A 13594-nucleotide genomic window follows, 5' to 3' on the forward strand; every position below is an offset into this window, starting at 1 on the left:
TCCTAAATTTGAGGCTTCTCTTAATTTTTCTTTTTCGACTTAAATATTTCTAATTTATCTGTCTTAATAAAAGCTTCTTTCCCATTTTCCCCTTTTAGCTTTACCGTAAAAAAGCTAAACGCCTCATTCACTTTTATGACTAATTCTGCTTTGGTACTTTTGGGATTATCTCCAAAAACACTGTTAAAAGCATCAAAGCTGGATTTTTCGTCCAAATTACATGCTGCTCCGTATCTATTATTATCTTTATCTAATACTGACATTGAGATTGAACCAGGGATTGTTCTAAAGTCATACTCTGACAAAGGATTTTTTGCAGCATCAAATTGTTCTTTTTCACCATTTATCATAGTAATCCCAACATCTCTTAGCGGGTTTAATTTTGCATTTTCCGGGAGTTCAAAAACGGCTTTCCAACTAAACCTTGTTCTATAAACATCCCATAAACCAAATGGTATAGGCTTTCCTTTGTTTTCTTCCTGTATCTTTTTTGGAATAATCTGTTCTCTTGAGTGTACCATTTCCAAATAATCTTTGCGCCAAAATCGGTTTTCATGACTGTCGAGCTTAGCAATTTCTGATTCCGGAATGGTTACTTTTTTACCCTGATATCTCCCTATTTCTTTTTGCCAGCCAATTCCAGCCACCCAAACAACGACCACTCCTCCGGGTGCCATCCCTACAGCAATAACATCGTAGTTTAAATGTTGTCCTTTCCCGCTTGCTCCTTTTATTTCAAACCCTTTGCTAAAATATTTTCTTACCATTTCGGTATCAATATCTGTATCTATCTGGTAAAACTGATTTTCCATATAAGACATCCAGATAAAATCTAACCGCTTTGGCAAGCTTTTGAAACCATTACTCATGCCATTATTAATGGATCCCCAACCATGATTTCCAGGTACTATCCCAAAACTTAATCCTACCCATTCTCCGCCTTCACACTCTATTCCTCCTTTATATACTTCCATAGGATATCCTAAGGGGGCAGAAGTTCCTTCAGTCCATTCGTATTTTGTCATAGTTTTAGTTTTTTGATGTTCTTTCTTTTCCTGACACGAGATCTGGGTGAAAAATAAAACGCTTAACAGGTATTTTATTATTTTATTCATTATTAATATCTTACAACCTTAAAAAAATTACGGGTCATTACTTCTACACCGCTAATAAAGATGAAAAAAGGGAAATCAACAATTTTTTCAGCATCCTTATCCTTTGTTCACTTTAGCATCTATTTTACCCAGCATTTTGGCTACCCCTGAACTCTGGAGTAAAATATCTCCGTTTTTCGCTTTATGAGTAGTTGTTGAAGTGGTTTCTTTAAGATCACCTGTCACATTGATCGTTTTATTTTCGTTGACCGTCTGCTTATAGTTTTTTGAGGAAAACTTATGATCATTGATAATATTAATGGCATTATCATTTCCTACACTTGTTTTCATATCCTTTCCTACATTGATCGCGAGATCTTCTCCTACATTAAAGGTCATATTCTTAGGAGCAGTAACGGTAATATTTCCTTTTCCATCCATAAAATAATTGTTCCCACTTGGATCTATAATGTTTACACTTCCTTCGGTATCATTCATTAAAATTCGGATTCCGCTTCTTGTTTGTATTGATTTCAAATGGTTATCTACCCCACCTCCCAAAGCAGTCTCTCCATGAAACATTCCTCCCATTACGAAAGGACGGTCCGGATGATGGTGAACAAAACCTACCATCACCTGATCTCCCACCTCTGGTATTGCTACATAGCCTCTGTTTTGAGTGATTTGATCTGTACCTCCCGCATCTGGGGACATCATTCTGATAAAATTGGTTGTATCATGCAGCTGCCAGTCGAATCTTACAGTAATCCTGCCCTGCCCCAGCGGATCAGTATTAGAAATTACTGTGGCGATCTGCGGCTGTGCAATGGGCATGGTAAAATCGGGGGTTGGAATATATCCCGTGTCTGAAGCAATGGCTTCAAATCTTCCTGTGTAACGTCCCAGAGTATCCACTTCATGGATTACTTCTGTCATCATCAGCTTGGTGAAATAAGCGGTTTTATTGGTATCGGTTCTCCGCATATTGATATCAGCAACACATCCGGGATATAAAAACGGAATAGTAGTTCCTCCGGAAACAGTAAAAACCTCTACAGCCTTGCTGCCGGCAGTACTCGTTTGGGAAATGACTACATCCATATCGGTTGCTGCTTTCATAGGAGCTACCTGCAATGAAGGTGTTTTGAATATTCCTTCATTATTTTTATAAGCGGTTTGGGCAAGGTTGCCAACATGTTTTATAGGGGTATCCCCGGAAATCAGTTTCGTATTGGAGCTGCTGTTATATCCATAAAAATGGGGTTTGATGTGTACTGCTTTCAGTTCTACACTCACATCAGAAACATTGCTTCCGTATATTAATTCAAGGGATTTGTTCTGAGGGGGCATATTCCCGAAATGCAGTATTTCACCGTCATAGTAAAACTGCTCGCCATAGGCTTCTGCCATTCTGCAGAGGTAATTGTAGTGGGTCTCATTATACTGGGCGCTGTAGAGAATCTGGGAAGATGCTTTTGCATTCACCTTTACATCAAACTTACTGCTTTCTATTCCCTGTTTGATAACCTCCTCAGCAATAATACCCATATTGACCGGTTTATCACCGCCAAAACTTTGAGTATGCAGTGCAGCATCCAATAAAATAGTAGGACTGTACCCTTTCAGTACAATATTTCCAAGATTATGATTTTCCTGACTGAATCCTACTTTTGTAATGACTCCTACAAAGGTTCTTTCCGGACTTCCTTCTACGTTTTTATATTTAAAAACAACAGTTAATCGTTTTCCTAAAAACTGCTGAGCCTCTTCCAGATCATGATTTTGTACCCCGTCTAGAGTATCATGGGCTAATGTAAGTTCAAAATTATGGTGTTTCTTTACGCTTTGCTGTAAACGGAAATGCTTGAAGTGCTTTATCATCTTGCCTTCAATCACAATATCCAGTTTCACCACACGGTTGATTCCAGGAATATGATTCTCCGAAATCTTCTCGGAATTCGAAATGTTTTTATTCATATTATGTAGAGTGTTTGGTGATCGTTTTATTTTGAAAAAAATCTAAAAATAAATGGCTTTCCTATAAAGTTATCAATTTTTCACAATATAAAATTCACATTATCAGCTTTATTTTTTAATCTTAGTGTAATCATCATTCCTTATTATAGGAAACAATCATTGACGAAAAAACAGAATAGCGATCCTTTTGACGGATGTACCATTCTGTTTTTATAGGTGGGAATGTTAAAGGATTTTATCCCTGAGATCCAGGCCAAGCTCCGTCATAAGATGAATTTCCAAGCTCGATCTGTTCTGCACTTATCACAAAACTGATGTACATACTGTTTTCATCTACAGCATCGAAATCTACTTCATGCTGGATGACATAACCGTTTGTCCATTTCAATGTCGTTAAAGTACCTTCTTCGTGAGATTTGTTGAAAGTTACCTCTCCTACTGTAGGCTTGTATTTTCCGTTCAATAAACTTTCAAGAATGTCAGATTTTTCAGTAGCTTCTACTGTAATCTTAAGAAGTGCATTGGAAGGATCTGATGCTACACGTCCTGATACATCTGTAGCTCTTGATACGCTATAGTTCAGTTTTAACAGCTTTTGTCCTTCGCCGTTGTTGAATTTTAAGATTCCTCTTGAATTTCTTTCTGCCATGATGGTAAATTTTAATCGTTAAATATTTATGATTTGATGTTTGTTATATCACCAAATTTAGAAGTATTGATCATAACAAAATAAAATTTAAGCATAAATCTGAAAAAGTGTAGTACTTTTACGACTAACACTTGTTAGGCAAAATACAATCTGTAAATCAAAACATTACCATTAACAAAGCAAAAAACCGAGCTATTAAAATAGAGAAAAAACCACCTATTTTTCAAACAAGGAGATGTTTTATTCAGAAGAATACTGTTACAATTTTTAGGCTAAATTTACTCCAAAAACACGTCCTACAAGAGCTGTAATTCCCATGGCAACGGTTCCCCAGAAACAAATTCTTAACACCGCTATTTTAATACTGGAACCTCCTGCTTTGGCAGAAACAGCTCCTAAAAGCATTAAAAATATGATCGAAATCCATATTGAAAGTATACCATCAGTTTAATAGGAGCTAAAAGAGAAACAGTAAACGGCAATAATGCCCCCACTGCAAATGAACTGAACGAAGCCATTGCTGCCTGTAAAGGTTTTGCCTGTGTGATTTCATTAATTCCCAATTCATCGCGGGCATGCGCTCCCAATGCATCATGTTCTGTAAGTTCAATGGCCACCTGCATAGCAGTTTCTTTAGTACAACCACGATTCTCATATACTTTGGCAAGTTCCTTAAGCTCTATTTCCGGCATTTGTTCAAGCTCATATTTTTCACGAAGCAGATCTGCTTTCTCTGTGTCTTCCTGTGAGCTTACAGAAACATATTCACCCGCCGCCATAGACATTGCTCCGGCAATCATACCTGCCAGTGCGGCAAGAATAATGATGTGACGTTCCGGAGCTGCCGCAGCAACCCCGATAACAATACTTGTGGTAGACAATAACCCGTCATTTGCGCCCAGTACAGCCTCCCGAAGCCAGCCTATCCTGTTTACATAATGTTTCTCCAGCTGATGATGCATAACTTTTGTTTTGGTAATAGGCTAAAGTTACCAAATGTTTCATCAAGAATCATTTTAAATTAATGGTGTTTTGACCGCTTTAGCTTATAGCCGATACAGGGTATTCGTTTTTGAATCTGATAAAATCTTCTAATGAATATTCAGGGCATGCTCCTTCCTGTGAGGTAATAAATGCTCCGAGAGAAACTGCCTGAGCCATCATTTCATGAACCGTGCTTCCTTTTTCTAATTTTTTGGAAAGAAATCCTGCTAAGAATGAATCTCCGCTCCCCACTGTATCTTTTACTGTAACTGGTATGGTAGGATACAGATAAAAATCATCGCCTTGAGCGTATAAGGCACCTTTACTTCCTTTTGAGACCATAATTTCCTTAAGATCAAACTTATCCTGCAGATATTTTATGCTGTCTTCTTCGGTGGTATAATCTTTTCCTAAAAAATCCAGCATCATTCGCATTTCTGCTTTATTGAATTTGGCAAGATGTGTTTTGTGAAGTAAATCTTTTATCATTCCGACCTCATAATACGGTTCTCTGAGGTTGATATCAAAAACATTATAATCGCTGAGTTCAAGCAATTGGAATAATGTGTTTCTGGATTTTTCATTTCGGGCTGCCAATGTTCCGAATACGAAAGCATCTGTTGTTTTGAGGATTTCCTTGTTTTTTACAGTTGTTTCAATAAAATCCCATGCTACCCCCTCCACAATATCATAATGAGCATCGTTATTTTCATCCACTGTAGCAATTACTGTACTGGTGGGATACGCCGTATTGACCTGAACAAGATCTACAGGAATATTCCAGTTGTTCATTTTATCCAAAAGGTCATGCCCGAGCTTATCATCACCGACACTGCTTATCATATTGACCTCTACCCCCATTTTGGAAAGGTGATAAGCCACATTAAAAGGGGCACCTCCCATTCTTCGCTGCTCTCCCGGAAAAATATCCCAGAGCACTTCACCAAAACAGACTGCTTTATTTTTTTATGTTCCATTATATAAAAGTAATTAAATGTATTGAGTTTTTTAAAGGTTTAGTATTTTGAATTTCCTTGCTTCAGAATGAATAAGCCTGCACAGAGAACTGAAGAAATGCATTATTGTTGACCGGATTCCACATTCCCCAAATCCCGATGGGAATTTTATAGCCTTCAATGGTAAAGCTTTTTGAAATGATAAGACTTATTTCATTGAATCCTGATTCTTTAGCAAAGAAATTATTCTTTTCACCATGGCTGTCTAAAGTAAAAGCATAACCTATTCTTCCTCTTACTTCAAGATCATTCTTTCTGTACACTGGATATTCTCCCGAAACAAAAGATGAATATTTATTCCCTGTATTTTCGCTGTTTCTGTCTCTTCCGAAAACCACAGTATTCCAACTGAGCACCAGAGGAAATTTATCGCTTATGGCATAATAAGATCTTAGGTCCCAAAAACGTCCGGTTTCTTTCCCAGAATAGTTAAAAAATTCCTTGTTGTTATAGGTCGCACCGGGTGAAAAGTTATAAATATCCCATAATTCCAGTGTAAGATGCTTGTTTTTGTATCCTACATAGTTATTGAATTCTTTATAGGAGCCATCAAAATTGCCACCCGCCCAGAATCCGGCGTAAAAGTTCTTATAATCAAGATGCAGGTCTCCGGTATAAATAAATCCTGCAGAGACTTCAATTCCTCGCCACAAATGGCTGTTCCGAAGCTGTAACGCAGAATGTAGTTCCTGTGCACCTAAACAAGTTCCAATGACGGAAGACAAAAGCAAAAAGTAGTTTTCTAACATGATTCAAGTGTTTTTTAAGGCAGTAAGTATCCTGTATCCAGCAATAGTCTACAGGATAGTTACATTGATTAAAAGAAAAATATATGATTAGTGAATGAGGTCTTTTTCTCTTATACGCGATCCAAACAACGCGTAAGTCAACATCAGTAATTCACAAATTACCGTAAGCCACCACGTCCATCTCCACGAGCCTAAAATATCTGCCAAACCTCCCTGAATAAGGGTAAATACCGCTCCACCAAATACGGCAGAAATAAAAATACCGGACGCTTTTGAAGTGTACTTGTTCAATCCTTTTATGGAAAGCGTGTAAATACAGCTCCACATGGATGAATGCAGAAGACCGATGGCGACAAGAAACCATAGATTTTGAGTAACCATAGACGTTACCGCAAGCACTGTGGCCAATATTGTGGTGGTTATCAACTGATTTCTTGCAGAAATATTACTGAAGAAACTGGATATTGCTCTTCCTACAAGAAAACCTCCCCAATACAACGTAGATAATAGGGCATGAATTCCCAGATCCATTCCTCCGACAATGATATCTGTTTTTCCGAAAAATGTAATAGGATGACCGGAATCTACCAATTCAAAAGCATACAGATTAATATTAGCGCCTATGGCAACTTCGGTTCCTACATAAAAAAAGATAGCCACCACTCCCAATACAAAATGCCTGAATGACCAGACGCTCCTGTCGAGCTTTTCCTCTCCTACGGCCCTTGTATGAGCAAGATCAGGAAGGTTAAGTCTTTTCGTAATTATCATCACGGTAAGTATACAGATGATGAGTACAGAAAGCGGAAGCAGCAACTGTCTGATTTCTATATTTTCAATGGAAATTCCGCTGAACATGACTACCGTGACAAAAAAGGGTGCAGAAGTAGTTCCGATAGAATTGATCGCTGTCAGAATATTCAGGCGCTGTACCGGCTGTGTCCCTTTAAGCTCGTATGAAGCTGCATAAGGATTTACAACCACCTGAATGATGGCTGCTGAGGTCCCCATTAAATAAGAACCGATAACAAAAACGATAAATCCAACAGGAATAACGGCATCTTTTATACTGAATTTCAGATCGGGATAATGATCCCCAACCCATGATGAACACAGATACATGAAAAGACCGGAAATCATAAAGAAAAGCCCTCGTAAAATCGTATTTTTATATCCAAAGGCATTTACCCATCTGCTTCCCAGTGTTCCATTCAGAAGATATCCTAAAAAGAAGAAAAAGGAAATCAAAGTAGTAAATGTGTTTTTAAGACTGCCTGCATGGCTCAGAAAAGTAAATTTCAGAGGTGCCTGCAGCTGCTCATTCACTGTGGTCAGAAAACCTACAATAAAGTAAATAAAGGTTATGATCGCAAACGGCAGTATAGGATTGTTTGTCTTATTGTCTGAAGAGGTTATACCTGGATTGATCTGCATGGCCTAGTTATTTTATGATTGATTGTAAAACCGAGGCGGTTCCTGAGTTTTTTATGTCTTCTACAAAACTGTTGTATAATTTTATGAACTGTTCAGAGGTTTTTAACTGAACTCCTTTAAAAGCTGACAATTCCAGGAAGTCCTGTGGATTTTCACTGGCAATAAGTTTCTTGTCGGTCTCCGTAATCCAGGGTTCTGCTGTTTCAAAAGTATTTCCCTGATCATCTGTTTTATATTTAAGATAATGTCTGTAGGAAGCGATAAGAAAAGCCGTTCTGGTAAGGTCTTTCGCTCCTTTTATCATTTTATCAAGATTAGGAATGATATATACCGGAAATTTTGAAATCCCATCGAAACACAAACGGCTTACCTGATCACTTACACTGTGATTGGCAAATCTTTCGATCAATATTTGTTTATATTTTTCCAGGTCTGTATTTTCTGGGGCAGGAACAAAAGGGGTAATGTCTGTATCCATAAAATCCCTGATGAATTTCACAAGATTTTTGTCTTCCATTGCCTGATCCACTTTACGATAACCCATTAAGAATGCCGGATAAGATAATAAAGTATGGGAAGCATTCAGCAGGCTTAGTTTCATATTTTCAAATGCGGTTACATCATTCGTGAATTCTACGCCTACCCTTTCCCATGCCGGTCGTCCTGCGATAAAGTTCTCTTCTATAACCCATTGTGTAAAGTCTTCACAATATACAGGAGCGCGGTCATCTGTATCATTCCGTTTATTTAACCTTTCAATATCTTCCGGAGTTGTGGCGGGTGTAATACGATCCACCATACTATTTGGGAAGGTTACATTTTCCTTTACCCACGCTGCCAGTTCTGCATCCTGAGCTTCTATAAATGATGTAAAAGCTCTTTTTGCTGTATTTCCGTTATGCTGAAGATTATCACATGAAAGTAGAGTCAATGCAGCTCCATTTTGTGTTTTTCTTTGGCGCAACCCTTCTGCAACAAAGCCAAAAACAGTTTCAGGGTGGGAAGGATTCTTCAGATCATGCTGGATTTTTTCATCACCAAGTACAAACTCTCCAGTCTCTTTATCAAGATTATAACCCCCTTCTGTAATTGTCAATGTGATGATTTTAATAGAAGGGTCTGCTATTTTCGCGATTACAGCCTCCGGATCTTCTATTCCCCAGATCAGCTCCTTTAAAGAGCCTATTTTATAAACCTCATCTTTTCCATTTCTGCCACAAATAGTAAGAGAATACTGAAGATTCTGAGCTCTTAAATTCTTTACGATTTTTTCATCTGACGGTAGCAGACATACTCCACAAATTCCCCAATCTCCCTGCCCTTCTTCATTGAGCAGCATATTGGTATAAAACTGCTGGTGAGCTCTGTGAAAGTTCCCTACTCCGATATGTAAAATTCCTGTGCGGATTTTCGATACATCATAATTGTAATAAATCATACTCATAAACATAAAATTGTTATCATATTAACCAATTCGTTAAAACTATATTAACAAATGATTAACAGGATACTTTTTTTGCAAAATTCAAATTGGGAACGTTCCCAAAAATCAGGGAACGTTCCCAATTGACTATTTTTTTATTATTTTTAGCCAAAAAACAAGGCTGATGAGACGTATTACGATTAAAGATCTGTCCAAATTTTTGTCATTATCCACCTCTACCATCTCCAGAGCGCTGCTTCATGATAAAAATGTGAATGAAGAAACAAGAAAAAGGGTATTGGATGCTGCGGAAAAATTGGGCTATAAACCGAACCTTACAGCTTTGAATTTACAATCCGGACAATCCCGGACAATAGGGTTTGTGGTACCGGAAATGATTACTCCTTTTTCTTCGAGTGTTCTCAAAGGAATTCAGAATATTCTTTATCCGCTGGGATATCGTATTATCATCACCCAATCTGATGAAGATCCTCTTATAGAAAGGAAAAACCTTCAGCTTATGGAAGAATTTAATGTGGATGCTATTATTATTAATCTCTGTCATGAAACCCACAATAATGATCTCTATCAAAACATTATGGATCAGGGAACTCCTTTAATATTCTTTGACAGAATTCCCCACAAGTCTTTGGATGTATCGAAGGTAATTATTGATGATTCTATTAAAGCTTCATTGATGGTGGAATACTTGATAAAGACAGGAAGAAAAAGAATTGTCCATATTATGGGGCCTTCCACAATCCGAAATGCTGTAGAAAGAGTAAACGGTTATAAACGCATTCTCATGAAATACAATATTTTTGATGAAAACCTGATTATTCAGACGGATGGAATGACTTTCGAACATGGAAAAAAAGCAGTTAAGCAACTATTAAATAAGAATATAGAGTTTGACAGTATTTTTGCTTTTAGTGATACCTTAGCCATGGGAGCGATGAATTTTCTTCTTGAACAAAAAGTAAGAATACCTGAGGAAATATCTATAGCAAGCTTTTCGGGCACGGAGTTATCATCTATGGTATATCCTCAGCTGACCAGCGTACAGCAGCCTTTGGAAAAAATGGGTGAAGAAGCTGCAAAACTGGCATTGGAAAAAATAAAAAACAGCACAGCCCCAAGCCAATCTATTCTGATGGATGCAGAATTGGTTTATAGGGCTTCTACCTAGCCGTATTTCAATTTTCAATATGGTAAATTGACTGTTATTTAAAAAAGAAAAAAATTCATAAACTCCTTTAAATCAATTAATAAATTCTCAATACTGTACCATCCTGTTCAGAAAATCCTATTTTCTTATCTTTGCAGCAATGAATTTATTATATATCAACTGGGACATTAATCCCGAAATCGTCAATATTTTAGGACTTCCTATAAAATATTACGGCTTGCTTTTCCTTGCCGGACTTGTTTTATCATTAAATATTTTAAAAAGAATTTATAAAAAAGAAGGGCTTAGTTCACAGGCCCACGAAGCTTTGTTCTCCTATGCGCTTATAGGAATTCTGGTGGGAGCCAGATTGGGACATTGTCTTTTTTATGATTTCGATTATTACTCCCAGCATCCGATTGAGGTATTTTTACCCATTCAGAAAGGCGCAGATGGAATCTATCATTTTACCGGTTTTGCAGGACTTGCCAGCCACGGTGGTGGTATCGGATTGGTCATTATGCTTCTTTTGTATGCAAGAAAATTTTCTATCCCGTTCATGACGGTATTGGATGCGATAGCCATTGTACTTCCTTTGGCTGGTACTTTTATCAGGCTGGCGAACCTTATGAATTCGGAAATTATAGGAATTCCTACAGATGTTCCATGGGCGTTTGTATTTCGTCAGGTGGATGATCTACCCAGACATCCTGCACAGCTCTATGAGGCCATTTCTTATGCTGTTATCTTTTTCATTATTTACTTTATTTATAAGAAAAATATTTTCAAAATCGGAAGAGGATTTTATTTCGGTATTAGTATTTTATTAATCTTCATCATGAGAATCCTGATTGAATTCATCAAAGTAGACCAGGTAGAATTCGAACACGGAATGAGCCTGAATATGGGCCAGCTTCTCAGTATTCCTTTTGTTCTGCTTGGATTATTCTTTATTATCAAAAGTATATTGGAAAAAGGAAAGGTTAAAACCACTTAATTTTCTTATTCCTTTAAAAATAAAAAACTCACTGAAAGCTATTTTCAGTGAGTTTTTTTTATTCTATCTTACAATATATTATCTGGTTGTATATCCTCCATTGGCAAAGATCGTCTGCCCTGTGATCCACCATCCGTCTGTTACCAGGAATTCTATCAGCGGAGCAATATCTTTGATATCTGTAAGCCCTCCTAATGCTGATGCTGATTTATGATAAGCCACGGCATCATCACTTTCCTGCCCGTAGAAGAAAGGGGTATCCATTGGACCCGGCGCTACTGCAGTCACAGAAATTCCTCTTGCTCCAAATTCTTTGGAAGCAGCTCTTGTAAAATGCTCCACCGGAGCTTTGGCTCCTGCGTAGGTGGAATATAAGCCGGTATAAGCCGCCAGCAATGAAGTAACAATCGTACAGATTTTCCCTTGATCGTTCAGTTTTTTACCGGCTTCCTGCAAAAAGAAGTAGGCTGATTTTGAATTGACATTGAACATCGTGTCATATTCTTCTTCTGTAGTTTCTGCAAATGGCTTTTTCAATACCATTCCTACTGTATTGATGGCAATATCCACGCCTCCGAAACGGGAAATTGTTTCATCAAAGAACTTCGTGATATTATCTACCTTGGTAAGGTCTCCCTGGAACAAAAACGCCTCTGCGCCTAATGCCTGTACCTCAGCAAGTGTTTTTTCACTTTCTGCCTTAGAGCTTTCACTGTTATAATGGATCGCCAGTTTTGCTCCTTTTGCTGCAAAATCTCTGCTTAATAATCCTCCCAGGTTTTTACCTCCTCCGGCAATCAAAACTACTTTTCCTTTTACATTTTGTGTTGACATTCTTCTTATTTTTAAATGTTTATGAGACAAAGATGGATAATAAAAGTCATCCCAACATGGTGAAATTTTCGGAAATTCCATTAAAATCAAAAATAAATAGGGACCTTATTTTTACTTCATCTGTATAAATTGAAATAAAAAACATTTATATTTTTAAGTAAACAGTATTTTTTCAATAGAGGGCTATTTACCAAATAGATACGGATTGAGATACTCCTTTTTTATTAAACAAGCTGATATAATTCCCAAATCCGCACCAATTTTAGGCATAACATTTGATGCGTACCCATCCGTATTATACACCACTTCATTTTTATAATATATTTTTTTATAATCCTCAGCTTTCTGGGGATTTTTTTATAGACTGACTAAATATTTTTTTATGCTCTTAGACTCAGAGCATAAAACGTACTACAAAAACCATTTCTGATAATCAATCATTTAAAACCGGATTATTCATTTTATTGTTGTATATTTGTACATTATTAACTAAGTCATCACTTTGTTTTCTGTAACGACCTGAATATTTTTATTCAGTCTTTGCTTTCTGAGCAGTCATATTTTTAACTTTTATTTTTCTATTAAGAACAAATACTTGTCGGAATTGTAAGCTCTGTATGATTGGAAAACTCCAAAACAGGAAACATCGGCAGGCTTTATAAGGTCTACAACGGACCAGATTGAACCAATTAATTTATAGAAACTAAATACTAAAAATAATTTATGGCAGATTCTTTTTCTAAAAAGGAAAATTTCAAGAAAAAAATTCAAAAGCAAAAAGAAAAGGCGCTAAGACGCGAAGATCGTAAGACGAACAACAACAAAGGTGCGGAGGATGTCTACATGTATGTAGATGAATTCGGAAGATTAACTTCTACTCCACCTGAACAAAGACAGGAAGTAAACCTTGATGATATTCAATTGGGAGCAGCTCCTATTATTGAGGAAGATCCAAGAAAAACTGGAATTGTTACTTTCCTTAGTGAAAAAGGGTATGGCTTCATCACTGAAGACAATAGCAAAGAAAATATCTTCTTCCACAACAACAACTGTGTGGAGCCGGTAAAAAAAGGAAACAAAGTATCTTTCGAAAAAGAGAAGTCTCCTAAAGGATTTTCAGCTGTTGAAATCCAGATTGTTAAATAATATTTACATCTAAATAACTCTGCCTATAAAGCAGATTTATTTTAAGAAACATAGAAAGAGACTGTCCTAAAGACAGTCTCTTTTTTGTTGATTACCTTACCATTCCAAAAATACACAGAACTT

General features: G+C 37.0%; 11 protein-coding genes and 1 pseudogene. 3 read left to right on the top strand and 9 right to left on the bottom strand.

The annotated features are described in order from the left end of the window. Positions 1 to 20: 20 nt before the first annotated feature. The 8 genes and pseudogenes from LF886_RS18290 to LF886_RS18325 all read right to left on the bottom strand — a co-directional run bounded on the left by LF886_RS18290 (position 21) and on the right by LF886_RS18325 (position 9347). Positions 21 to 1025: a DUF2931 family protein gene (locus LF886_RS18290; protein ID WP_236851033.1), complete on the bottom strand. Its 1005-nt coding sequence runs from the start codon at positions 1023 to 1025 to the stop codon at positions 21 to 23. Positions 1026 to 1211: 186 nt separating this feature from the next. After that, positions 1212 to 3071 (bottom strand): type VI secretion system Vgr family protein, encoded by a 1860-nt coding sequence (locus tag LF886_RS18295; protein ID WP_109738812.1) that lies wholly within the window; start codon positions 3069 to 3071, stop codon positions 1212 to 1214. 235 nt (positions 3072 to 3306) lie between these two features. Continuing rightward, positions 3307 to 3720 (bottom strand): type VI secretion system tube protein TssD, encoded by a 414-nt coding sequence (gene tssD / locus LF886_RS18300; protein ID WP_109738811.1) that lies wholly within the window; start codon positions 3718 to 3720, stop codon positions 3307 to 3309. Between the two features lie 267 nt (positions 3721 to 3987). Continuing rightward, positions 3988 to 4682: pseudogene (locus LF886_RS18305) on the bottom strand (VIT1/CCC1 transporter family protein). 79 nt (positions 4683 to 4761) lie between these two features. Further along, positions 4762 to 5643, bottom strand: coding sequence for a carbohydrate kinase (locus LF886_RS18310; protein ID WP_317207639.1), 882 nt, complete (start codon positions 5641 to 5643; stop codon positions 4762 to 4764). 100 nt (positions 5644 to 5743) lie between these two features. Next, positions 5744 to 6469: a hypothetical protein gene (locus tag LF886_RS18315; protein ID WP_236851034.1), complete on the bottom strand. Its 726-nt coding sequence runs from the start codon at positions 6467 to 6469 to the stop codon at positions 5744 to 5746. A gap of 87 nt (positions 6470 to 6556) precedes the next feature. Then, positions 6557 to 7903 carry an MFS transporter gene (locus LF886_RS18320; RefSeq protein WP_236851035.1) on the bottom strand — a complete coding sequence of 449 codons (1347 nt, stop codon included), beginning with the start codon at positions 7901 to 7903 and terminating at the stop codon, positions 6557 to 6559. 7 nt (positions 7904 to 7910) lie between these two features. Beyond that, positions 7911 to 9347 carry a mannitol dehydrogenase family protein gene (locus tag LF886_RS18325; RefSeq protein ID WP_236851036.1) on the bottom strand — a complete coding sequence of 479 codons (1437 nt, stop codon included), beginning with the start codon at positions 9345 to 9347 and terminating at the stop codon, positions 7911 to 7913. Between the two features lie 163 nt (positions 9348 to 9510). On the opposite strand from LF886_RS18325, the gene LF886_RS18330 reads away from it, so the two are divergent. Both LF886_RS18330 and lgt read left to right on the top strand, forming a co-directional pair. Further along, complete coding sequence (locus LF886_RS18330) at positions 9511 to 10515, top strand: LacI family DNA-binding transcriptional regulator (protein ID WP_236851037.1); 1005 nt, start codon at positions 9511 to 9513, stop codon at positions 10513 to 10515. 139 nt (positions 10516 to 10654) lie between these two features. Further along, positions 10655 to 11491 carry a prolipoprotein diacylglyceryl transferase gene (gene lgt, locus LF886_RS18335; RefSeq protein WP_236851038.1) on the top strand — a complete coding sequence of 279 codons (837 nt, stop codon included), beginning with the start codon at positions 10655 to 10657 and terminating at the stop codon, positions 11489 to 11491. A gap of 78 nt (positions 11492 to 11569) precedes the next feature. Here lgt and LF886_RS18340 read toward each other — a convergent pair whose 3' ends face one another. After that, positions 11570 to 12325 (bottom strand): SDR family oxidoreductase, encoded by a 756-nt coding sequence (locus LF886_RS18340; RefSeq protein ID WP_124530466.1) that lies wholly within the window; start codon positions 12323 to 12325, stop codon positions 11570 to 11572. Between the two features lie 723 nt (positions 12326 to 13048). Between LF886_RS18340 and LF886_RS18345 the strand changes: the two genes are divergently transcribed. Next, the gene (locus tag LF886_RS18345; protein ID WP_236851039.1) at positions 13049 to 13471 is read left to right on the top strand and encodes a cold shock domain-containing protein; all 423 of its coding nucleotides are present in this window, start codon (positions 13049 to 13051) and stop codon (positions 13469 to 13471) included. Positions 13472 to 13594: the final 123 nt, after the last annotated feature.

It is taken from the genome of Chryseobacterium sp. MEBOG07 (genome assembly GCF_021869745.1).
Taxonomy (GTDB): Bacteria; Bacteroidota; Bacteroidia; order Flavobacteriales; family Weeksellaceae; genus Chryseobacterium; species Chryseobacterium viscerum.

Excerpts from the sequence above, each read along its gene's own strand:
- tssD (WP_109738811.1), bottom strand. The coding sequence starts at position 3,720 with ATGGCAGAAAGAAATTCAAGAGGAATCTTAAAATTCAACAACGGCGAA.
- LF886_RS18340 (WP_124530466.1), bottom strand. The coding sequence starts at position 12,325 with ATGTCAACACAAAATGTAAAAGGAAAAGTAGTTTTGATTGCCGGAGGA.
- LF886_RS18320 (WP_236851035.1), bottom strand. The coding sequence starts at position 7,903 with ATGCAGATCAATCCAGGTATAACCTCTTCAGACAATAAGACAAACAAT.
- LF886_RS18315 (WP_236851034.1), bottom strand. The coding sequence starts at position 6,469 with ATGTTAGAAAACTACTTTTTGCTTTTGTCTTCCGTCATTGGAACTTGT.
- LF886_RS18345 (WP_236851039.1), top strand. The coding sequence starts at position 13,049 with ATGGCAGATTCTTTTTCTAAAAAGGAAAATTTCAAGAAAAAAATTCAA.
- lgt (WP_236851038.1), top strand. The coding sequence starts at position 10,655 with ATGAATTTATTATATATCAACTGGGACATTAATCCCGAAATCGTCAAT.
- LF886_RS18290 (WP_236851033.1), bottom strand. The coding sequence starts at position 1,025 with ATGACAAAATACGAATGGACTGAAGGAACTTCTGCCCCCTTAGGATAT.
- LF886_RS18330 (WP_236851037.1), top strand. The coding sequence starts at position 9,511 with ATGAGACGTATTACGATTAAAGATCTGTCCAAATTTTTGTCATTATCC.
- LF886_RS18295 (WP_109738812.1), bottom strand. The coding sequence starts at position 3,071 with ATGAATAAAAACATTTCGAATTCCGAGAAGATTTCGGAGAATCATATT.
- LF886_RS18325 (WP_236851036.1), bottom strand. The coding sequence starts at position 9,347 with ATGAGTATGATTTATTACAATTATGATGTATCGAAAATCCGCACAGGA.